The organism is Clostridium saudiense (genome assembly GCF_000577815.1).
Taxonomy (GTDB): domain Bacteria; phylum Bacillota; class Clostridia; order Clostridiales; family Clostridiaceae; genus Clostridium; species Clostridium saudiense.
This window is the reverse complement of the sequence record NZ_CBYM010000017.1, coordinates 14,357-36,151: the sequence shown is the minus strand read 5'-3', so window position 1 is coordinate 36,151 and position 21,795 is coordinate 14,357. Positions and strand designations below refer to the sequence as shown.

General features: G+C 27.9%; 21 protein-coding genes. 19 read left to right on the top strand and 2 right to left on the bottom strand.

Going from position 1 to position 21,795, the window contains the following annotated elements; all coding sequences use genetic code 11:
- The first annotated feature begins 154 nt into the window (after nt 1–154).
- A complete protein-coding gene (locus tag TY07_RS09855) occupies nt 155–1,090 on the top strand; it encodes a ParM/StbA family protein (RefSeq protein ID WP_042398900.1) in 936 nt (311 codons plus the stop codon).
- 12 nt (nt 1,091–1,102) lie between these two features.
- A complete protein-coding gene (locus TY07_RS09850; RefSeq protein WP_042398897.1) occupies nt 1,103–1,417 on the top strand; it encodes a hypothetical protein in 315 nt (104 codons plus the stop codon).
- Nucleotides 1,418–1,449: 32 nt separating this feature from the next.
- On the opposite strand, the gene TY07_RS17300 is transcribed toward TY07_RS09850, so the two are convergent.
- Both TY07_RS17300 and TY07_RS17295 read right to left on the bottom strand, forming a co-directional pair.
- A complete protein-coding gene (locus TY07_RS17300; protein ID WP_052330681.1) occupies nt 1,450–2,346 on the bottom strand; it encodes a helix-turn-helix domain-containing protein in 897 nt (298 codons plus the stop codon).
- A gap of 345 nt (nt 2,347–2,691) precedes the next feature.
- Nucleotides 2,692–3,153, bottom strand: a complete 462-nt coding sequence (locus tag TY07_RS17295; RefSeq protein ID WP_052330680.1) for a helix-turn-helix transcriptional regulator — start codon at nt 3,151–3,153, stop codon at nt 2,692–2,694.
- A 218-nt stretch (nt 3,154–3,371) separates the two neighbouring features.
- Here TY07_RS17295 and TY07_RS09835 point away from each other — a divergent pair, with 218 nt between their 5' ends.
- The 17 genes from TY07_RS09835 (at nt 3,372) to TY07_RS09755 (ending at nt 21,749) form a co-directional block, all read left to right on the top strand.
- Complete coding sequence (locus tag TY07_RS09835; protein ID WP_042398895.1) at nt 3,372–3,713, top strand: hypothetical protein; 342 nt, start codon at nt 3,372–3,374, stop codon at nt 3,711–3,713.
- Nucleotides 3,714–3,822: 109 nt separating this feature from the next.
- Complete coding sequence (locus tag TY07_RS18065; RefSeq protein ID WP_052330679.1) at nt 3,823–4,641, top strand: hypothetical protein; 819 nt, start codon at nt 3,823–3,825, stop codon at nt 4,639–4,641.
- 88 nt (nt 4,642–4,729) lie between these two features.
- On the top strand, nt 4,730–4,912 hold the full coding sequence (locus TY07_RS09825) for a hypothetical protein (protein WP_042398892.1): 183 nt from the start codon (nt 4,730–4,732) through the stop codon (nt 4,910–4,912).
- 170 nt (nt 4,913–5,082) lie between these two features.
- Nucleotides 5,083–7,839, top strand: coding sequence for a SpaA isopeptide-forming pilin-related protein (locus TY07_RS09820; RefSeq protein WP_042398890.1), 2,757 nt, complete (start codon nt 5,083–5,085; stop codon nt 7,837–7,839).
- 19 nt (nt 7,840–7,858) lie between these two features.
- On the top strand, nt 7,859–9,709 hold the full coding sequence (locus TY07_RS09815; RefSeq protein WP_042398887.1) for an isopeptide-forming domain-containing fimbrial protein: 1,851 nt from the start codon (nt 7,859–7,861) through the stop codon (nt 9,707–9,709).
- 42 nt (nt 9,710–9,751) lie between these two features.
- Nucleotides 9,752–10,594, top strand: coding sequence for a class C sortase (locus TY07_RS09810; RefSeq protein WP_042398885.1), 843 nt, complete (start codon nt 9,752–9,754; stop codon nt 10,592–10,594).
- Nucleotides 10,575–11,324, top strand: coding sequence for an LPXTG cell wall anchor domain-containing protein (locus TY07_RS09805; protein WP_052330678.1), 750 nt, complete (start codon nt 10,575–10,577; stop codon nt 11,322–11,324). Before TY07_RS09810 ends, TY07_RS09805 begins: the two co-directional genes overlap by 20 nt.
- Nucleotides 11,312–12,046 (top strand): class B sortase, encoded by a 735-nt coding sequence (locus tag TY07_RS17285; RefSeq protein ID WP_052330677.1) that lies wholly within the window; start codon nt 11,312–11,314, stop codon nt 12,044–12,046. The genes TY07_RS09805 and TY07_RS17285 overlap by 13 nt, the downstream gene beginning before the upstream one ends.
- 375 nt (nt 12,047–12,421) lie before the next feature.
- Nucleotides 12,422–12,796: a hypothetical protein gene (locus TY07_RS09795; protein ID WP_042398880.1), complete on the top strand. Its 375-nt coding sequence runs from the start codon at nt 12,422–12,424 to the stop codon at nt 12,794–12,796.
- Nucleotides 12,797–12,956: 160 nt separating this feature from the next.
- Nucleotides 12,957–13,439 carry a PcfB family protein gene (locus tag TY07_RS09790; RefSeq protein ID WP_042398877.1) on the top strand — a complete coding sequence of 161 codons (483 nt, stop codon included), beginning with the start codon at nt 12,957–12,959 and terminating at the stop codon, nt 13,437–13,439.
- A complete protein-coding gene (locus TY07_RS09785) occupies nt 13,439–15,193 on the top strand; it encodes a VirD4-like conjugal transfer protein, CD1115 family (RefSeq protein ID WP_042398874.1) in 1,755 nt (584 codons plus the stop codon). The genes TY07_RS09790 and TY07_RS09785 overlap by 1 nt, the downstream gene beginning before the upstream one ends.
- Nucleotides 15,194–15,209: 16 nt before the next feature.
- Nucleotides 15,210–15,413 (top strand): hypothetical protein, encoded by a 204-nt coding sequence (locus TY07_RS09780; RefSeq protein WP_042398870.1) that lies wholly within the window; start codon nt 15,210–15,212, stop codon nt 15,411–15,413.
- A 31-nt stretch (nt 15,414–15,444) separates the two neighbouring features.
- Nucleotides 15,445–16,278, top strand: a complete 834-nt coding sequence (locus tag TY07_RS09775; RefSeq protein ID WP_042398866.1) for a VirB6/TrbL-like conjugal transfer protein, CD1112 family — start codon at nt 15,445–15,447, stop codon at nt 16,276–16,278.
- A 12-nt stretch (nt 16,279–16,290) separates the two neighbouring features.
- Nucleotides 16,291–16,794, top strand: a complete 504-nt coding sequence (locus TY07_RS17280) for a PrgI family protein (RefSeq protein ID WP_052330676.1) — start codon at nt 16,291–16,293, stop codon at nt 16,792–16,794.
- Nucleotides 16,694–19,144, top strand: coding sequence for a VirB4-like conjugal transfer ATPase, CD1110 family (locus TY07_RS09765; protein WP_078061333.1), 2,451 nt, complete (start codon nt 16,694–16,696; stop codon nt 19,142–19,144). The genes TY07_RS17280 and TY07_RS09765 overlap by 101 nt, the downstream gene beginning before the upstream one ends.
- Nucleotides 19,144–21,501: a glucosaminidase domain-containing protein gene (locus TY07_RS18890; RefSeq protein ID WP_052330675.1), complete on the top strand. Its 2,358-nt coding sequence runs from the start codon at nt 19,144–19,146 to the stop codon at nt 21,499–21,501. Before TY07_RS09765 ends, TY07_RS18890 begins: the two co-directional genes overlap by 1 nt.
- 47 nt (nt 21,502–21,548) lie before the next feature.
- A complete protein-coding gene (locus TY07_RS09755; RefSeq protein ID WP_042398862.1) occupies nt 21,549–21,749 on the top strand; it encodes a hypothetical protein in 201 nt (66 codons plus the stop codon).
- Nucleotides 21,750–21,795: the final 46 nt, after the last annotated feature.

Genomic DNA, 21,795 nt, shown 5'->3' with positions numbered 1-21,795 from the left:
CCATTGATATAACAATTAATATTTGAATTTGAATTGATATACCAATGCTATATCAATTATTTTTAGTTGCAAAATTGATATAGCATTGACATAACAATTTTTATGTGTTACTATATAAATATAGTAATTAGGAAATAAAAAAAGAGGTGTAAAAATGGAGAAAAATATTATTAATCAAGAATCTCAAATAATAGGAGCAGATATTGGGCGTGGATATACAAAAGGTTATACAGTTTACAATGGAGAAGCTAGTGAATGTTGCTTTAAATCAATAGTTAGTCTAGGAAGAGAAATAGATTTTGATGACTATAAAGATCCGATATATTTAGAAGTTGAAGGAGAAGAATATTTTGCTGGTATATTAGCTGAAGTAGAAGGTTATTCTCCAACTTCTAATAATATGGAATCTAAGATTACGTTAACTGCTGAAAAATTATTATATGCATTATTAGATAAGTTAGCAGTAGCTAATAGTGTTAAACTTGTATTAGGAGTTCCAAATAAATCTTATAATAAAAGAACTTTAACAGAAGTGATAGAAGCTTATAAGGGTAAAACAGTAAAGATAATGAATAATATAACTAAATGTTATAAGAAAGTTTTCATAGAAGATATATCAATATTTAGAGAGTCAGATGCAGCATTATTTTGGGAATTAAGAGATAGAACAACTACTAATAAACCTATTGGAATGGTAACTGTAGGTTTTAGAACTACAGAATTTACATACTTTGATAAGGGAATGAAGTTTAATGATAAAAAATCTAAATCGCTTGAATTAGGAAATAAGACAGCTCTTGAATATGTGCAAAGAGAATTAAATGATAAATATAATTTATCTAAAGAGTTATTTGAAATAGATAGTAATACTGGTGATTATGATAAATTAAAGGAAAAAGGATACAGAATACTTTCAGAAAAAGTAGCTCAAGAAGTTGATAGTTATTGGGTTAATACTGAAGAAATGGATATTTATTTTGGTGGAGGAACTACTCAAAGAATGAAAATATATAATGGTACTTTAGTAGAAGCACCACAAATGGCAACTGCTAAAGGTCTTTACATTGTGGGTACAAAAGTCTTTAAATAAGGAGATACTAAAATGGCGAAGATAAGTAAGACCTATACAATAGAAGAAGAAACTTTAAACATTGTTAGGGAAAATAAAGAGGATAGAAACCTTTCAAGTGATTCAGCTAGTTTAGAAAGAATAGTATTAGAATGGGCAGTTCTAAAAGGGAATAATAATGGAACAAGTAACGTACATTCCAATATAGATATTAATAAAATAGTAGAAAAAGTACTAGATAGGTTACAAGAAGATAATAAAAAAAAATGTGAAGAAATATCTGTAGATAAGGAAAATACTGATTATGAGAACTCTATTAATGAGTTATTAAATGATATACCTGATTAGTTAAAATATAAAAAGATGAGTAATATATACTATTACTCATCTTTTCTTATATAATCAGAAAGTTTACCAAGAACTTTACCTAATATATGAACATTAATATCTTCATATATTTGAACTTGGTGTATTGGGTTAGTGCTTTGAGGGGTTAAAATAATTTCATTAGGAGAGAAATTGATTTTTTTGCAAGTAGCTTCATCATCAATTACAGCAATAACAATATCATCATTATTAACTAAATTTGTACTTTCAATTAATATTAAATCACCAGGGGGATAGATTTTATTCATACTATCTCCTTTAACTTCAAGAATAAAATAATTTTTAGAAGGACATAGGATATTGGAAGGGATTTTATAAGTGTTTATTATTTCTTCGTAAGCATAACAAGGATTCCCAGCAGATACTTTTCCAATTAGGTTTATAGATCTATAGTCAATACTTTTTTCATTAGTTTTAAGTTCACTAGTATTAGGTGAGATTTCATCACTAATCTCTACATCTTGATCAGTATAAAGATTTATATACTTAATTAGATTATCAATTTCTTTAATTTTTTTTGGAATTTCATAATTAATTAGGGATAAACATTTTCTTTTTTTATTCTCCAATTCAAATAAGATATTTTTACGCATATCTAAATTAATATCCTTAATTTTTTCATCATAATTAATATCATTTGAAATTTTGTTTTGAATATCCTTCAAAAATTTATCATTGTTGCTAAGGTTTTCAGTCAAGAGTTTATCTATTTCAACGTTAAGGAAATCGGAAATTTTTATTAAAACATCTATACCAGGCTCTCGGCGACCATTTTCATAGTTAGAATATGAGCTAGGATTTAATTTTAAGTGATTTGCTATTTCTTTTTGGCTGATATTTAAAGAACTCCTTATATATTTTAGATTTTCACAAAAGTAATTCTTTTTCAAAAAAAAATCACTCCTTTCTATCAATAGAATAATAGCAAAATAGAACAAAAAACAGAAAAAGTTTCAATATGAATAAAATAACAAAAAGATAAACGTTTCATATTGACATAAAATGTTGAAATTGATATTATATTGTTGTAATAAGACAAAAATATAAGTAGATAATTAAATTTGTCCAACTAAATGGGTTGGGGCAACTATGTAAAAGTTTAGAGGTGTTTTGAGAAAATTTAAAAGGAAAGACTTGAAGAAATGTTAAAAGAAAAGTGTTCCCAGGGGACATGAAATAATAATGGATAGATTTAATATAAGAAAATATAAAAAAGATGAGTGATATGAAAATTATTACTCATCTTTTTTGTTGTGTGAAATTTCATTTGTTAAATCTTCATTATAAATATTGTTTATAAAATTTAAAAGAGAATCTATTTCAGATATTTTAACATCAATTTCACTTAATATAGTTTTTTTCTTTTCTTCATAAAATCTTTTATTTTTTAAAAGTTTTTCTTTTAAGTCAGAATAGTTAAATTCATTTAAATTTACACTAATTCTTGGTTCTTCAGATATAATAGTATCTATTTTACTTTTGACAACAGTATTAATTCTACTTTTTAAAAGATCATCAATTGAACAATTAAAAAAACTAGATATTTTTATTAAAATTTCAATATTTGGCTCGCTTATTCCATTTTCGTAATTTGAATAGCGAGATCTTGTTATGCCTAGGGCTTTTGATAGATCATTTTGGCTATAATCATTATCTATTCTTAGGCTTTTTATATTGTTAGCAAAAGTAGATTTCATATAATCACCTCATTCATAATAGTGTATACATTTATTTAGACATAAAAATAAAGCATATTCATAGCATGACAAGAAAATAATCTTGTCGTCAAAACTTCTGTTGACAAAATACTTGTCAAATGATAATATATATTTAAATTAGTTAAATATGGTAATTGAAAATAAAAATGTCCAACTAAATGGGTTGGGGCAACTATATATATTTGGAGGTATTAATTATGGTATTGGATTTGAGAGATAAAATTATGATTGAAAAATTATATTTAGCTGGAGTAGATGCTAAAGAAATATCTCGTAGAATTGGCAAGAGTGTTGATGCTATTAGAAAATATATACAGAGAAATTTAAAAGATTTAAAAGAAAAACATGAAGCTGAAAAGGAAAGAACAAGAGAGGTTTTAAGAAAAACTAAGTGGGAGTGTTCGCAAGAAATTTCAAATAGTAATTTTGCAAAATTTAATAGATCTATTTATAAACAAGCAAGGAATGGAGATTTAATACTAGATAGAAAAGTAGCACCAGTAGTTACATTTGATACGCCTACAAGAATTACAAAATAAAAATAAATTTGGTATAATATTGCTAAAACAGAGGATAAATTAAAGATATTGAGGAAATAAAGGTAAAAAAGTGTTCCCGAGGAACACAAATTTATAAGGAGGTAAATTGATGAATTTAGAAAAAATAAAAAAAATATTAAAGAGTAAAAAAGGAATTGTGGCAAGTGGAGTAATAGTAGGAACTATAGTTATTGGAATTATTGGTGGAGTGTTAGTTAATGGAGCAAGTAAATCAAATGATATAGCAGAAAATAACAAACCAGTTATCAATAATAAAAAAGAAGATAATAAAAAAGATAAAGATGAATCAGTAGTATCAAAAGAAAATAATAATGCTGAAGATAAAAAAGAGGAAGTGAAAGAAACTGAATCTAATATCAATATGCCTGAAAATAGTACAAGCAGTAATGATATAAATATCAATAATACTAATAAAAATAATAGCCAATCTAGTAGTAGCAATGCTAATAGTAATACTAGCAATAACAATAGTAGTAATACTAGCAGTAACACTAATAGTAATACTAGCAGTAACACTAATAGTAACACTTCAAATGGAAGTACTCATACTCATAGTTGGAACCCTATAATTGAACAAGTTCACCATGATGAGGTAGGTCATTGGGAAGATGTAGTTGTAACACCAGCTTGGACAGAGAGTATCCCAGTTTATGAGGAAAGGGAAGTTGCTATATGTAATGGTTGTGGTGCAGATATAACAAGTAATATAGACAAGCATATGACAGATAATATATTAGCAGGTAATATGGCTTGTACTGGTTGGCATACAGACTACAAGCAAATTCAAGTAGGTACAAACAATGTTAACCACCCAGCAGTAACAGAGAAGAAATGGGTAGTAGATAAAGCAGCTTGGACAGAAACAGTTACAGTTGGTCATAGTTGTAGTTGTGGAGCAACTAAGTAATATAAAAAAATTTATAGTATGTATTATTAAAGTGCCTAGAAACTAGGCACTTTTTAATTGTTATTTTTTAGTAAAGGAGCAATTATTAATGAAAAATGATAGGGGGAATATAATTTTATCTAAAAGTGATATACAACAATTGAGAATGGCTTATAATAATAAAAATATTTCTGATTATTACTTAAATTTTGATGTAGCCAATATTATGAAATATGAGAACCTTAGTAAAGAAAAGGCTATAAATAAAATATTAAGACTATTAAATGATTAAATAAAGAAAGTGTTCCCGAGGAACACTTTTAAATCTAATTATGTAACATAAAGAACTTCAACTATTAAATAGTTGGAGTTTTTTAATTGCATAATTTAAAAAGTTGATGGGGGGGAGAAAAATTAATTACAGTTTTTTATCTGAAATAAAAAGTTAAGGAGGGAAACTTAGTGAGGAAACTCAAAAGAATTTTAAGCTTGTTTTTAGTGAGTATTTTAGTTGTAGGAAATGTTCAAGCCATACCAGCAGAAGCATCTAATATAACGAAGCTAGAAATAAAAGTTAAAGGGGAAGGTGAAGTTATTATTGATGATGGAAGTTCTAAATATTCTTTAGGAAATAAAGATGTTTTTAGAGCAGATTGTACAGTAGATACTAATTTAAGAATAACTGCTACACCGAATGAAGGATATTTTATATCATCTATTGATGGTATAGAGAATGATGGAGTAATAAATGGAAATAGTAAAATTTATGATGTTAATCTAAAAGAAAATGCTAATTCTATAATTATTAATTTCACAGAAAATCCAAAAGAAGAAATTAAAGATGAAATAGTTCAATCAGATGTGATTCAAGAAGAAATACAAGATACATCAAATGAAATAGATACTAATGAGAAAAAGCCACAAGAAGAGAATAAAGTAGATAAGATACTTAATGAGTATCTTGAAGGTATATATGATTCTGAAGAAGCTTTGAATTTTAGAAAAGAACTTGTTTCTAAGCATAAGTTAGAAGATAAGGTAGATGAAAACTTCTTTTTTAAAGATGAATATATAAACAAGCTTATTGATTTAGAAACTATAGGTGATTGTATTGTTTTAGTAGATATATCAAAGAAAGATTTAGCTTTAGATTATCTTCAAGATGAAAATGTAGATCCAATTTTAGAAAGTCTGAATAATTTAAATCCTATTAGAACTAGATTGAGAAGATCATTATCTTTTATGGCAGCTAGAACTGGAATGACTGTTACTAATCATGGTAACTTAACTTACTATGAGGGTGGGATTCTTATGGGTAGGTCAGATATGTTTAGTATAAATGGACGTACAGCTTTTTGTGCTGATCACTCTAAGGTATCACCAGGAACTGGGGTAAGAATACTTAGCACTTCGGTTGAAGGTAATTCTGATATAAGAAAGATATTGTATTATGGTTTTGAAGGACCAGGACAAATAGGTGGTTGGGCATCTAATGGTTTAAGAATTGCGACTGCAATGGCTATTTCTGAAGTAAGACATGGTGATGGTAAAAACTTAGGTAGAAGATTACTTAATCAAGTAAGAGGTTTACCTGAACCACCATCTTCATTTACTGCATATATTGCTGATACAGAAGGAAGCTCTTATCAAGATTTAGCATTTTGGATGTATAATCCAAAAGGTTCATTACAAATATCTAAATCATCTGCCGATCCATCAATAACGAATGGAAATAATTATTATAATATAACTGGTGCAGAATATGGGGTATTTACAGGATCTAATGCTACAGGTCAAGTAGCAACTCTTGTTATAGGTTCTAATGGTTGGTCACAAGAAATTCAATTAGATTCAGGAACTTATTATATTAAAGAAACCAAAGCACCTAAGGGATATGCATTAGATGGAAATATATATCCGATAACAGTTAATTCGGGTAGTAAGTCAACTAAAGCATTTACAGATAGACCTCAGCTTGACCCAGTTGTGGTTGCTCTTAGAAAGGTGGATGCTGATACAGGTACAGATAGACCTCAAGGTAGTGGTTCTTTAGAAGATGCACATTTCACATTTAAATTTTATGCAGGTGAGTATGCAGATGGAGTTAATCCATCAGATTTAGGGGTTTCTCCTACTAGAAGTTGGGTTATGAAAACAGGAAGCAATGGTGTTGCTTTATTCAATGATGCTCATAAAGTATCAGGTGATGCTTTTTGGTATACAAGTTTTGGGGCTCCAGCTCTACCACTAGGAACTTTAACAATACAAGAAACTAAAGCTCCTACAGGTTATAAGCTAAATCCTGAAGTGTTTGTTAGAAGAATAACTCCTAATGGAACAGCAGAAGGGGTAAATACTTATAATGAACCAGTAATAAAAGAAGATTCCTTAGATTTTACTATAAGAAAAGTACAAGAAGGAACACATATATTACTACCTAATGTAAAGTTTAGACATACAAAACCTAACGGAACAACTGAAGAATTAACAACTAATCCAAATGGAGAAATAGTAATTAAGGGGTTAGAGCAAGGAACACATAAAATAATAGAAATATCAACTACTGAAGGATTTGAAGTAAATCCAAATGAGTTTGTTTTTGAAGTTACATCAAGTAATACAATAAGAGTAATATCTAATACTACTAATATGGGAATGAGCTATGTAGAATCAGAAGGCAATGGGGTATTGACAGTAGAAAATAGTTTAAGACCTTTTCAATTAAAAGTAGTTAAGGTTAATGATAAGAATACACCATTAAAAGGTGCTGAATTTACTTTATATTCTGATAGAGAATGTAGAAATGAAATAAGTAAGGCAGTTTCTAACGAAAAAGGAGAATTATTCTTTGATGGGTTAAAAGTTGGAACTCAATATTACTTTAAAGAAACAAAAGCACCTGAAGGTTATAGAATACCTGTAGATTCAAATGGAAATGTTCATGTATATGAAGTAGTTACTGAATCTCAACCATCAAATGGTATTTTTAACTTTACAATAGATGGAGTTAAGTATAATGCTAATTCTACAAATGGTGATATTCATATAGAAGGAAATAAAAATGATAGAGTAATCAGCGTTAAAGTAGTTAATTACATAACTATGAAACTACCAAGTACAGGATCAGGAATGATGATACCTATATTAGTAGTTGGTATGTCTTTAATGGGGGTTGCAATTATAATGAGTAGAAAATCTAAGAAAGAAAATAAGAGATAGGTTATAGGGGGATAGTCAAATGGCAAGACATAAAATATTAAAATCTGTATTATCATATGCATTAGTTGCGGGAGTTTTAGCAACGAGTACATTACCAAGTGTAATGGCTCATGCAGAAACTAGAAATGAAAGTGCTGCTACAACTTATGCTTTTGTAAATAAAAATACACCAGGAGGTGTAGCAAATTTTGGTCGTGGAAGTGCTTCAATTACTATTGAAGGTAATAACACAAGTCAAACTTTAGTTGGTAAAAAGTTCAATGTGTACAAGCTATTCAATGCTCAAAATTCTACTGGTTTAGAATCTATAAATTATACAATGAATCCAGATTATGCACCAGCATTAAAAAATGTTGTTGGTAAGAAATTAAACAAAGAAGCTAGTAAAGTAACAGAATATGAAATTATAGATTATATTCAATCTTTAAACAACAATAAAGTTGAAGGTGCTAATGCTGAACAAACTTTAGAAGGAAGATATAGTGAGTTTAGATATTTTGTTGAAGAGTTAAGAAACGAGATAGTGAAATTAAAAATTAAATCTGATGTTGTAACAGTTACAGAAGTTAAGTCAAATAACAGTATAGAATTAACAGGGTTAGATTATGGATATTATATAGTAGATGAAGTATCTAATGTTTCAGGTTCTCATTCAGCGGGATCTTTATGTATGGTAAATACGGCTAATCCTAATGCATCAGTTCAAGTAAAATCTGATTATCCATCAGTTATCAAGAAGATAAAAGAAGATGATAATGTAGATGCAGTTGGAAATGATGGTTGGAACGATATAGGGGATTATGAAATAGGACAAACTGTACCTTTCAAATTTGAGTCAAATGTACCAAATATGAATGGTTATCATACTTATTATTATGCTTGGCATGATAAAATGGACGAAGCTTTAACATTTAATAATAATTCAGTAGGTATTAAAATAAGTGATTCTACAGGAAAATCATATACATTACAAAATAGTGAGTTTAATGTAGTTGAAAATCCAGGAAAAGATGAAACTTTCAAGGTAGAAATTGTTGATTTAAAGGCAATAGTTGATAGAGAGTTTAATAATAAGAATGATTTAAATGAAAATGTTTATGGGCAAAAAGTAGAATTAACATTCAATGCTACTTTAAATGATAAAGCAGCTAATGATACTGGTAGACCAGGATTTGAAAATGATGTTAAATTAGAGTTTTCAAATAATCCTGATGGTGATGGAGAAACTGATAGAGGGGAAACTCCTTGGGATACTGTAGTTTGCTTCACTTATAAAATCAATGGTTTAAAGATAAATGACCATGATTTAAAACTAGAAAATGCTAAATTTAGATTATACTCTGATAAAGAGTGCAAAAATGAAGTATATGTAAAGAAAGCTGAAAGTGGATATATAGTAATCAATAGAGATAGTGTTCAAGGTGGTGTACCAAGTGATGCAGTAGAAATGGTTTCTGATGCAGAAGGGGTATTCACAATTATTGGATTAGACCAAGGTACTTATTGGTTAAAGGAAACTGGTGCTCCTGATGGATATAGACCAATATTAGATCCAATAGAAATAAATATAATTCCTACTTTCACAGAAAACAGAAATGTTTATGTAAAAGGTGATGGAGCAACTGATAAAACTCTTAAAACTTTAGAAGCAACTGCCAATATAAAAACTTTTTGGGATGGAATATTTAATGAGAATAATCAACCATTAGATACTAATGTTGATGATGGATCTCTTAACATAACTGTAATAAATAAGGTTGGTAGCAAACTACCTGTAACTGGTTCGGGTGCAACTATAGCATTAATTGGTTTAGGCTCAACATTAATGACAGGAGCATTAGCAGTATCAAGAAAAAAGAGTAAAAAGTAAAAAAGCTTATATAAATAAAGACAATGGAAAGTGAGTGTTGATATGGATGGGAGAAATGTTATTCGTAAGATAATATTTATAATTGGATTTCTAATATGTATATATCCTTTAGGTAGTAGTATTATAGAAAGTTTTTATCAGAGAGAAGCTATAGCAACTTACGAAAATGCAGTTAATAATATAGATAGAGCAGAATTAGAACTAGAGTACAATAAAGCTGAAGAATATAATTCAGCTTTATTTAATTACAAAAATAATATATTAAATACTAATTCAATTAGTGTTTTAGGTGAAGAAAGCTATAATAATATTCTTGATATGGGAAATGGAATAATGGGAAGCATTGAAATTCCTAAAATAAATGTTAATCTTCCTATATATCATGGGACATCTGATGAAGTGCTTTCAGTAGGCGTAGGACATGTTTACAACAGTAGTTTACCTATAGGGGGAATTAATACTAGAAGCGTTCTAACAGGGCATAGAGGACTTCCTAATGCGAAATTATTCACTCGTTTAGATGAAATAGTTGAAGGCGATTTATTCTTCGTTAGAATACAAGATAAAACATTAGCTTATAAAGTGAATAATATTGAAGTTATTGAGCCTGAAGATATAGATGCAGTAAATATTATTGAAGGTAAAGATTTAGTATCTTTAATAACGTGTACTCCTTATGGAATTAACACTCACAGATTAGTTGTTACGGGTGAAAGAGTTCCTTATGAACCATCTGAATATGAGAGTATTGAATCAAATAGAATGTCTAATAGAGAAATACTATTTGCTAGTATTCCTTTTATATTTTTAACTTTAGCAGTAGTTTTAAAACTAAGTGATAAAAGAAGAAAGGAGAGAGAAGGGCATGAAGTTAAGGAAGATTAATTATATATTAGCTATGGCTTTATTAGTATCTTCTATATCAGCATCAGCAGTTAATGTTTATGCTGATACTATTAATAATATCAATAGTAGAGCTATAATAACTGATTCTGTTGTAATAGATAAAGAAGATAGTGGAAGTACATTAGTGCCAGGAGATATACTTGAAGAAGTAAAAAGTGGAACTGGTAGTATTACAATAACTTTATCTGATACTGAAGATAATAGAGATAAAGGTAATGTGAAATTTGGATTATCTAAAGTAGCTGATGTTATAAATGGAGAATATAAAGTATTAACTCAATATGAAGCAGTAAATATAGATTTAAATAATATAAAAACTGCTACAGATTTGGAATTAGCAGCTAACTTATTTAAGAAGGTAGTAAGTACAGATAATATATTAACAACTGATAAAAATGGAAAATGTACTATAGATGATTTAGATGTAGGAGTATATTTGCTATATGCAACAGATATTTCAAACTATGAAAACATAACACCATTTTTAGTATCAATTCCATCTTGGAATGAAGCTGATAAAACTATGTCTTATGACATAAATGTTATTCCCAAACATACTAAGATTATAGAAGAAGAAAAACCTAAAGTACCAGCAACAGGATATGATAATAAAGCTTATTTATATCTAGGGGTAGGGACTTGTTTATTAATAGGTAGCAGTATTTTATTTTTTGGAGTAGGGAAGAAAAAGAAAAAATGCGAAAAGTAATAGCAAGTATATTATTAATAGTATCAATAGTGTTTCTATATAAGGGGTTTGTTGAATTTAGATATATGATATCAAATAAAGCTAAAAATCAAAGTCTTAGAGAAGTAGCAACAAGTGAAGTTGTTAATGATCCATTAGATAGAATTATAGACTTTGAGAAATTAAACAGTATAAATAAAGATATAAAGGCATGGATTTATGTTCCTGGAACAAAAATTGATTATCCTATATTGGTTGGAGAGTCTGATGAAGAATATCTATATAATGATATGAATAAAGAATATACTCCTTTAGGTTCAATATTTTCTTATAGTGGAACAAACTTTACAAAAGGGAATACATTTATTTTTGGGCATAATATGGCTAGTAGTCAAATGTTCGGTGAACTTAGAAAATATATAGATAAAGATTTTTTGAAAGAGCATAGATATTTATATATTTATACGGAAAGAAAAGCTATGAAGTGTGATATATTTTCAATTTTTATAACAAATGAAAATGATGATATATTTAATGGAGAATATGAACTTGGAACGGTAGAGTATGTATCGTTAATTGAAGAGTTAAATAAAAGAAATAAGTATAGTGAATATAGTTTAGAGGAATCAAGTATTAATTATTCAACAAGCCAAATATTTAACTTAATAACTTGTTATGGAGCTGAAGGTACAACTGAAAGATTAGTTGTAAATGGAATAGTAGAAGAAGAAAAAATAAGATAAATAATAATATAAGGGTGTTCCCTGGGAACACCTTTTTATTATTCAGTAAATTAAATAAAGCAAGTATTTTAATGCTTATTTTATTTAATTTACTCAATCAAAGTAATATAAAAAAGGAGGATTTGTATGTTTTTAATGTTGGTAGTTTTATTTTTATTAGGGTTTTCAGCATTTGCTTGTGCAATTGTTGGAACGAGAGCTGGTAAAAGGCGATACGATTAATTAATATTTTTTTAGAAAGGATATACGATAGGGGTCAAATAAGTAAAATAAATTTATTTTATTTATTATTATAAGATGTATGGAAGTTAAAAAATATTATAGATAATTTTAAAAGTGTTCCCGAGGAACACTTTTGTTATGGAGGTTTTTGAAGTGGATAGAACAGAAATTTCAATAGGAGTAAGATTAATGAGGGAAACATTAATTGACTTAGAGAGATATATAGTAAGTGAAGGATTGCATAGATATAGGATAAAACCTTCACAAGTAGCAACAATGATTGTAAAGGATTGGTTAAATAAACCTATTTTAGATAAATCTAAATTGATATATGGAAGAATTAACAATGAGCCTAAGATAAGTAGATTAACAGTAAAACTTTTAGAGGAAGAAAATATTAAACTTTACGAAATATATGTTAAAGAATATATAAGAGAGTGTTCATCTGTTAACGTGCTAATATACAATATAATTTTACAATTTTTAGAGAATAAAGGAACACTAAGTATATTAGATGAATTAAAATAGGTTTGTAATATTACAAGCAATTTATCAAAGGTATAGTAATATTAGAAAAATTTTTCAAAGTGTAAAGGGTGTTCCCGAAGGACATCTTTTTATAAATATTTTACAAAAGAACTTCTGACAGGCAATAGCCGAGAGTTTTTTTGCGAGAGGAGGTGAGTGTATGCTAGGAGATGAAGTAGGAAATAAAGCAATAGGGGTTACTGTAAAAGCATCACAGATTACAGCTAAATTAGTATTAGAGGTGATTAGATCTATAGCAAATGATAAATATAAGGTTGTTAATGGAAAGCAGAGTTTAAAAGAGTTGAACAAAAAGGGAAAAGCTTTAGAAAATGTAAATATAGATAAAGCTGATTTAAAAGCAATTCAAAGGCAGCTAAAAAAAGATGGAATTGATTTTGCAATAAAAAAGGATTCTTATAATGAAGTTTTCAACCTATATTTTAAGGGGCAAGACATCAGCCAAATTGAAAAAATATTTAAGGATTATGCAAGTAAAAATTTTAAGGATTTTAAGAGAGATGAAAGAAAGGAAGTTAAGGAGGTTGTAAAAGAAGCTAAAGTAAAAGCTGAAGAGCATAATAAGGAAGTAGAGCTTAATAAAAATGAAAAACAATTTGTTAAAGATAGAGGGGATAGATAATGAAAAAAGAAAAATTAATATTCACTTCTATAGCATCAATAATAGTATTTTATATATTTAATAGAATAGCTTTTTTGTATCAAAGTTTAGAAGGGGATATACTTACCAAAATTAATTTTATTATGGATAATTTGAGTAAATCTATCCTGGAAAACATATTTTTTATAGATAAAACACCAGAATCCATATTGATAGGTCTAGTTGGATTGATAGGTGTTTTTTTAGTGGTTTTATATAATTCTTTTACAAGAAATAATAGATTAGAAGGTAAGGAGCATGGTTCAGCAGAATGGGGAAGTGCGACTGATATAAAACCTTTTATAGATAAGAATTATGAAAAAAATATGTTACTAACTGAAAGTGAAAGAATATCAATAGATACAAGAAAAACATTGCGAAATAATAATATTCTTGTTGTAGGTGGTTCAGGTTCGGGGAAAACAAGATTTTTTGTTAAACCTAATTTAATGCAGTTACACACATCTTATGTAATAACTGATCCTAAAGGGACTTTATTACCTGAATGTGGAAAGATGTTATTGGATGCAGATTATAATTTAAAGTATTTCAATACAATAGATTTCTCTAAATCTATGCACTATAACCCGTTTGAATATATAAGAAAAGAAAAAGATATTTTAAAATTAGTAAACACAATAATATTAAATACTAGTGGAGAAGGTGAAAAATGCAAAGAGGACTTTTGGATAAAAGCTGAAAGATTGTTATATCAAGCTTTAGTAGGATATATATATTATGAATTACCCAAAGAAGATAGAAATTTTAGCACTTTACTGTATTTATTAAATCAAATGGAAGCTAAAGAGGATAATGAAGAATTTAAAAATCCTATAGATATAATATTTGAAGATTTAGAAAGTAAAGATGAAGGTCATTTTGCAGTAAGACAATATAAAAAATATAAACAAGCTGCTGGTAAAACAGCTAAATCAATATTAATTAGTTGTGGTGCTAGGTTATCACCTTTTGATATTAAAGAGCTTAGAGAAATAACAGAGTATGATGAACTAGAACTAGATACTTTGGGAGATAACAAACAAGCTTTATTTATTATTATAGATGATACAGATAGTACATTTAATTTTTTAGTTGCTATTTTATATACTCAAATGTTTAATGTCCTATGTAATAAAGCAGATAACGAGTATAAAGGAAGATTACCAGTTCATGTTAGATGTCTTTTAGATGAGTTTGCTAATATAGGTCAAATTCCTTCATTTGAAAAATTAATAGCAACTGTAAGAAGTAGAGAGATATCAGTAGTTCCTATAGTTCAAAATATGGCTCAAATAAAAGGATTGTATAAAGAACAAGCGGGAACTATTGTAGGTAACTGTGATACTACCCTATTCTTAGGAAGTGGGGAAGAAGAAACACAAAAATCTATATCAGCTAGAGTAGGTAAAACAACTATTGACCATACTGCAATAAATATAAGTAAAGGGCAATCAGGAAGTTTATCATTAAATAATCAAATTATAGCAAGGGATTTAATAACGCCAGCAGAAGTTGGGTTGCTAAAGACAGATGAATGTTTACTTTTTATAAGAGGAGTAAAGCCTTTTAAATCAAAGAAATTTAAAATAGAAAAGCATAAAAGATATAAGGAATTAGCTGATTATAGTGAAGATAATAGATATGATGTTTTAAAAGAAAAAAATAAAGATATTTTAGATGAAAAAACTGAAATTAAAGAAATTGAATTAACTGAAGAAATAAATAATTTAGTATAAAAAAGGAGAGATAAAAATGGACGTAATGAATCAAGTTTTACAAATAATAATTAAGTTCTGTACTATAGGTGGAGGACTTTGGTGTGTTTGGGGAGTAATTGTTTTAGCAGGAGCATTAAAGGATAAAAATGGACCAGCTTTACAAGGTGGGATATGGCAAATAGTAGGTGGAGGAATGATAGTTGTAGCTGCACAATTATTTTCATCTGTTGTTGGCTAAAAAAATTAAAAGTATTTAATAGGAGGATATTATGGAAGAATGGATTGTAAATACGATAATAAACATGATTACGAATGTTACATCTGTTGGGAGTGATCTAATAAAAACTCCTGAAGAATTCAATGCCACAATCTATACAGGGATTTTAAACATTCAAAAAAATATAATAACTCCAATAGCATTAGTAATTCTAGCAATATTTTTATTGCTAGAATTGCAAAGTATAACCACAAGAACAGACACTATGGGTGAAAGGGGATTTGAAATCCCCTTTAAAATAATGATTAAGTTTATAATATGTAAAACTGCGTTAGATATGACACCTTTAATTTTATCAGCAATATTCAATGTATCGCAAGAAATTATTGTAGGTATAAACGGAATATTTTCAGGGAGTGGAGGACTTGATATTGGAAGTGCTAGAGAAACAATAGAGCAGTTGGTTAGTAATGCAGATTTTTTAGAGAAAGTTTTAATTATGATAAATGTAGTTATAATAAATACTATTTCGTTTATTAGCAATATATTAATAACTGCAATAATATATGGAAGAATGATAGAAATGTATGTCTTTATAGGAATAGCACCATTACCTATGGCTACTATACCTAATGCAGAGCAGAGTTCAATTGCAAAAAACTTTTTAAAATCTTTTACTGCGGTATCTATACAAGGAGTTTTGATGTGTATTTCAATTGCAATAATGGGAATTTTATTTAGTGGAATAGTAACAATAGATCCTTCAAATATAGATTCAACAAATTTATTGAGTTTGTTATGGGAATGTACTGGATATTCAATTATAACAGTATTTGCATTATTAAGTAGTGGTAAATGGGCTAAGTCAATTTGCAATGCTATGTAAGGGGGAACTAGAATGTCAGTAGAAGTAAGAATACCTAAAGAGATAACAGAATATCAAGAAAAAATAATGTTTGGTTTAAGTGTTAGACAGTTGGTATGTTCACTTATTGCAATTGTTATAAGTGTACCAAGTTATATTTTTTTAATGAATAAAATAGGACAAGAATTAACTGGATATATAGTAATAATAGAAGTTGTGCCATTAATAGCAATAGGTTACTTGAAACCAAAAGGATTAAAATTTGAAAAAGTTTTGATAATGTTTTTGAAACATCAATTTGGAAAATCAAAAAGGAATTACAAGACAGTAGTTCAAGTTGATTTATTGGAAGGAGGATATGAAAGTGATATTAAGAAAAAAACAACCCAAAAGTCAATTAGAAGAAAGGTTAAAGAAGAAAGAGAATATAAAGGCTTTGAACCAAGCAAAAAAGATAGAGAAAGAAAATTCAAAGAAATTAAGAAACAAATTAAAGGGGCAAAACGAGATTTCAGACAGAGAAAGAAAGGTAGATAAAAACTTTCTTAAATCTTTAAAAGTTCCAGCAACAGTTCAAAACACTATAAGATATAATAGAATGTTTGAAGATGGAGTTTGTGATGTTGAGGGTGGAATATATTCAAAAACTATAAAATTTTCAGATATAAATTATCAAATTGCTAAAAGAGATGATCAAATAGATATATTCTCTAGGTACTGTGAGTTCTTAAATTATTTTGATCCAAGTATTAATGTTCAAATTACTATAAATAATAGAAGAATAGACCAGGAGGATTTTAAAAAGAGAATTTTATTATATACGCCTAAAAAGGATGATGGATTGAATAAATATAGGTATGAGTATAATCAGATGCTTATAGATAAGGCTTTAAAAGGGCAAAATGGTATAATAAGAGAGAAATATCTTACTTTCTCTTGCGAAGCAAGTAACTATGAACAGGGAGTACAAGTTTTATCAAGAATAGAGGCTGATGTACAAGCAAACATGAAAAGATTAGGGTGTATAAACTCGGTTCTTTCAGGAAGTGAAAGATGTGAATTTATACACTCTATTTTTAATCCTGATGAACCATATAAATTTGAATATGAATACTTACTTGAAAATAGTTTAAGTACAAAAGATTTTATAGCACCCGATAGTTTTGACTTTAAAGATAAGAGAAGTTTTGAATTTGGCAATAGATATGGACAAGTTGTATATTTAAAAGATTTACCTTCTGATTTATCTGATAAGCTATTAAGTGAACTTTCAGACTTAAATTGCGATTTAACAATTAATCTACATATAAATAGAGTTTCACAAGATAAAGCTTTGGATTTAGTTAAGAGTAAAATTGCATTTATGGAACAACAAAAAATAGATGAACAGAAAAAAGCTATAAAAGCTGGATATGATCCCGAGATGATACCGCATGAACTTAAATTTAGTTTACTTGAAGCTAATGAATTATTAGATGATTTATTAAATAAAAATCAAGGTATGTTTAAAAATACAATTTTAATATTTACTTCAGGAAAAACAAAGGAAGAGTTAGAAGAAAATATTTATCAAATATCATCAATTTGCAGAAAGAACAATTGTAAAATAGGATATTTAGATTATCTTCAGGAGGAAGGGATTAATTCAACTTTAATTCTAGGGAAAAATTATGTTGATATAAAGAGAACATTAACTACTGCTTCTACAGGTATATTTGTTCCTTTTACCACTCAAGAATTGTTCCATAATAATGGGACTTATTATGGGTGTAATTCATTAAGTAAGAATTTGATTTTAGTAAATAGAAAAAATCTTAAAACTGCAAATGGATTTATTTTAGGTTCTTCAGGTTCGGGAAAATCTTTAGCAGCTAAAAGAGAAATTGCAAATGTACTTTTAAGTACAAATGATGATGTAATAGTAATAGATCCTGAAAGAGAATATACTCCATTAGCTAAGGGAATTGATAATGATGTTAAAACTAATGGTTTTTATGGAGAAGTAATAAAAATATCTGCTGGAAGTAATAATTTTATTAATCCATTTGATATAAATTTAGATTATGCAGACGATGATAACCCAATATCATTAAAATCAGAGTTTATATTATCTTTATGTGAAATACTTATAGGGGGAAGATATGGATTATCTTCAGCTCATAAAACTATAATAGACAGAACTGTTTTATTAACTTATGAAAAATATTTTAATAACCCTAAGAAGGAAGATGTACCAACATTAAAAACATTTTATAGTAATTTAGTAGAACAACCAGAGCCTGAAGCAAATGATTTAGCACTTGCTTTAGAGATTTATATAAATGGTAGTTTAAGTGTATTTTCACATCATACCAATATAGATATTAATAATAGATTTGTAGTATTCGATACTAAAGATTTAGGTAAGCAGTTAAATACTATAGGAATGTTAGTGGTGTTAGACCAAATATGGAATAGGATAACTCAAAATAGAAAAATAGGTAGAAGAACTTGGATATATATAGATGAAATATACTTACTTTTCAAAAATGAATATTCAGATAACTATTTATTTGAATTATGGAAAAGAGCAAGAAAGTGGGGAGCCATTCCAACTGGAATAACTCAAAATGTTGAAGATTTATTACGAAGTGATAATGCAAGAAGTATGTTATCCAATAGTGAGTTTATATATATGTTAAATCAGGCTTCTTCTGATAGAGATGAACTGGCACATTTATTAAATATATCAGACCAACAATTAAACTATGTTACTAATTCAGATCCAGGACATGGATTGATATTTGCAGGAAATGCAATAATACCATTTGAAGATGATTTCCCTAAGAAAACAGAACTTTACAAAATGCTTACTACTAAGATTGAAGAAGTAACAGCGGGTGTTTAATGAGTATAATAAAAAATGGTTCAAGGGACTTAGTTAAGAATAAAGAAAGCACTTCTATATATGGAAGTGCTTCTTTTAAATTAGAAGGAAAAAGTATTATTAAAGATAGTGAGTATAATACGGAAATAAATAAGTCTTTTGTTAATAGATCTACTAGTGAGCAATCTTTAGATAAAGTTATAAATAATGAAAGAATTTATAAAGGGAATAATGAATCTTTAAATAAACCTCAATATTTTAAAAATGGATATGGAGATACTGGTAGTAGAAGAGAACTAATAAGTAGGATTGAATACCCATATAAAAGTAGTCAATATACAAGAGCAACAATAAAAAGAGAAGAAAGAATTAATGATAGAACTTACTCTTTGTTGAATGGAAAAGAAAATAATTATAAAGCAAGAAAAAATAGTCTTATAGATGATAAAAGAATAGATTCTATAATAAAAATAAAGGAAGTTGATACAAGAGGTAATAGTTTAAGAAAAAATAATATTACAAGTAATATTACTAAAAGAAGTGAATCAGTAATAAGAGAAAATGGATTTAAAAATAGTGCTAACTATGTAAATTCTAAGCTTGATGGGATAATAAGAGTAAGAGAAGAAAGAGTATCTGAAACAATAATAAAAAGAGATATATCTGAAACAATAATAAAAAACAATATACCTAATATAAAGAATTATGATATACAAGGAAATAGAAGAAAGAGTTTAAATATAGTAAGAAATGATAAATTAAAAGCAAAAGGAAGATATACTAATTTAATAGAGGATTTAAAATATACTAGAAGTGTAAATTTTTCAAGAGTAAAAAAGGAGTTCTTTAAAGCTAGGTATATAAGGACAATAGTAGACAATGGAATTGATAATTTAAATAGTTCAGATAATGATTATGGAAATACTTTAGCAAAAGAAAAAATGTATAGAATTGTATCAGCTCCAAGAGATTTAATAAGAGCTGGAAGAAGTTTGAAGAGAGCTTATAATGGAGCAAGGTATGTAAAAGATGTATCAAAGAATTTAAAAAACATTTCTGACATAAAGTCAATTAAACTAAAAAGAATTGTTGGAAAAGGAATAACAACTAGCTTAATAAATGAGGTTAATTCATTAAAAGGAAATGAAAATATAGGAATACAAAGCATTGTAAAAACTAAAGATACATTAGTTACTACTAAAAATACTTTAAGGTATAGTGCGAAAGCTACTAAGAAAGCAACTAAATTAACTAAAAATACTTTTGATTATGGAGCAAGAGGAATAAAACAGGTAAAGAAATTCACAAAGTTTGGTTATGATGCTGGAAAAAAACTAACTATTATGGCTACAAAACTTTTCTCTAATCCAGTAGTATTGAAGGTATTAGCTGTATTAGGAGCAGTAGTAGTGGCATTAAGTTTAATAGGAAGTATATTTATAGGGTTTATAAGTATTTTTATTGGAGAAAATTCAAATATAGATTTTGCAGTTCCTAATGAAGAACAAAGAGCATTTATATTAAAATTAGTTCCAATAGCTCAAGATAATTACAATGATTACGGGATTTTTCCATCAGTAACAATAGCACAAGCTATACATGAATCAGCGTGGGGAAAATCTGACCTTTCAGTAAAAGCTAATAATTTATTTGGAGTAAAAGCTGATAGTAGTTGGAAGGGACAAACTATTGATATGCCAACACAAGAACATATAAATGGAAGTAATATTACTGTAATGGCAAAGTGGAGGAAATATGATAGTTTTGAGGATTCAGTAAAGGATCATGGAAAGTTCTTAAAGGAAAATCCAAGATATGAGCAATCAGGGGTTTTTAAAGCCAAAGATTATAAGGAACAAGCTTATGCAATTAGAATGGCTGGATATGCAACAGATCCACAATATGCAAGTTTAATTTGTAATATTATAGAGTCATATTCATTAAATATTTATGATTTTAAAGTAGGCGATGGAAATAAAGTAGTTGAAAGAGCTATCACAACGGGTATGAGTATTGTAGGAAAATCACCTTATGTTTTTGGAGGAGGAAGAAATCCTGAAGATATTGCAGCTTTACGGTTTGATTGCAGTTCTTTTGTACATTGGTGTTATGCAAATGCTGGTCTTAATTTAGGAGATTATAGAAGCGTAGTAACTTGGACATTAGTTACTATGGGAAGAGAAGTTAAAACTGAAGAGATGCAAAGGGGAGATTTAATTTTCTTCAATACAGAAGGAGTTGTTAATAATCATGTTGGTATTTATTTAGGAGATAATAAATTTTTACATGATGCATCCACTAATGGAGTATGGGTGAATAATTTAGAAGGATATTGGAAAAATGCCTTTAATGGTACTGTTAGAAGGGTTGTTGAATAGCAAATTAGAAGTTTAGCTATTAAAACTACAAATAAGGAGCGTTTAATATGAGTATTCAAGAAAAGATAAAAGCTAAAGAAGAACAAATATTAAAGAAAAGAGAAAAAATAAAAAAAGAGGAAGAAGGTATAAAAAAATTAGAAAAAGAAATAGAAAACTTAAAAACACTAGAAATAAAAGGATTAATAAATGAAGTAGATATTCCATATGAAGAGTTGGTAAAAATGATAAAGGAATTAAAAAATTAATAGCAAGACTATTCCTGGATAAATTAAATTTTATCCAGGATATTTT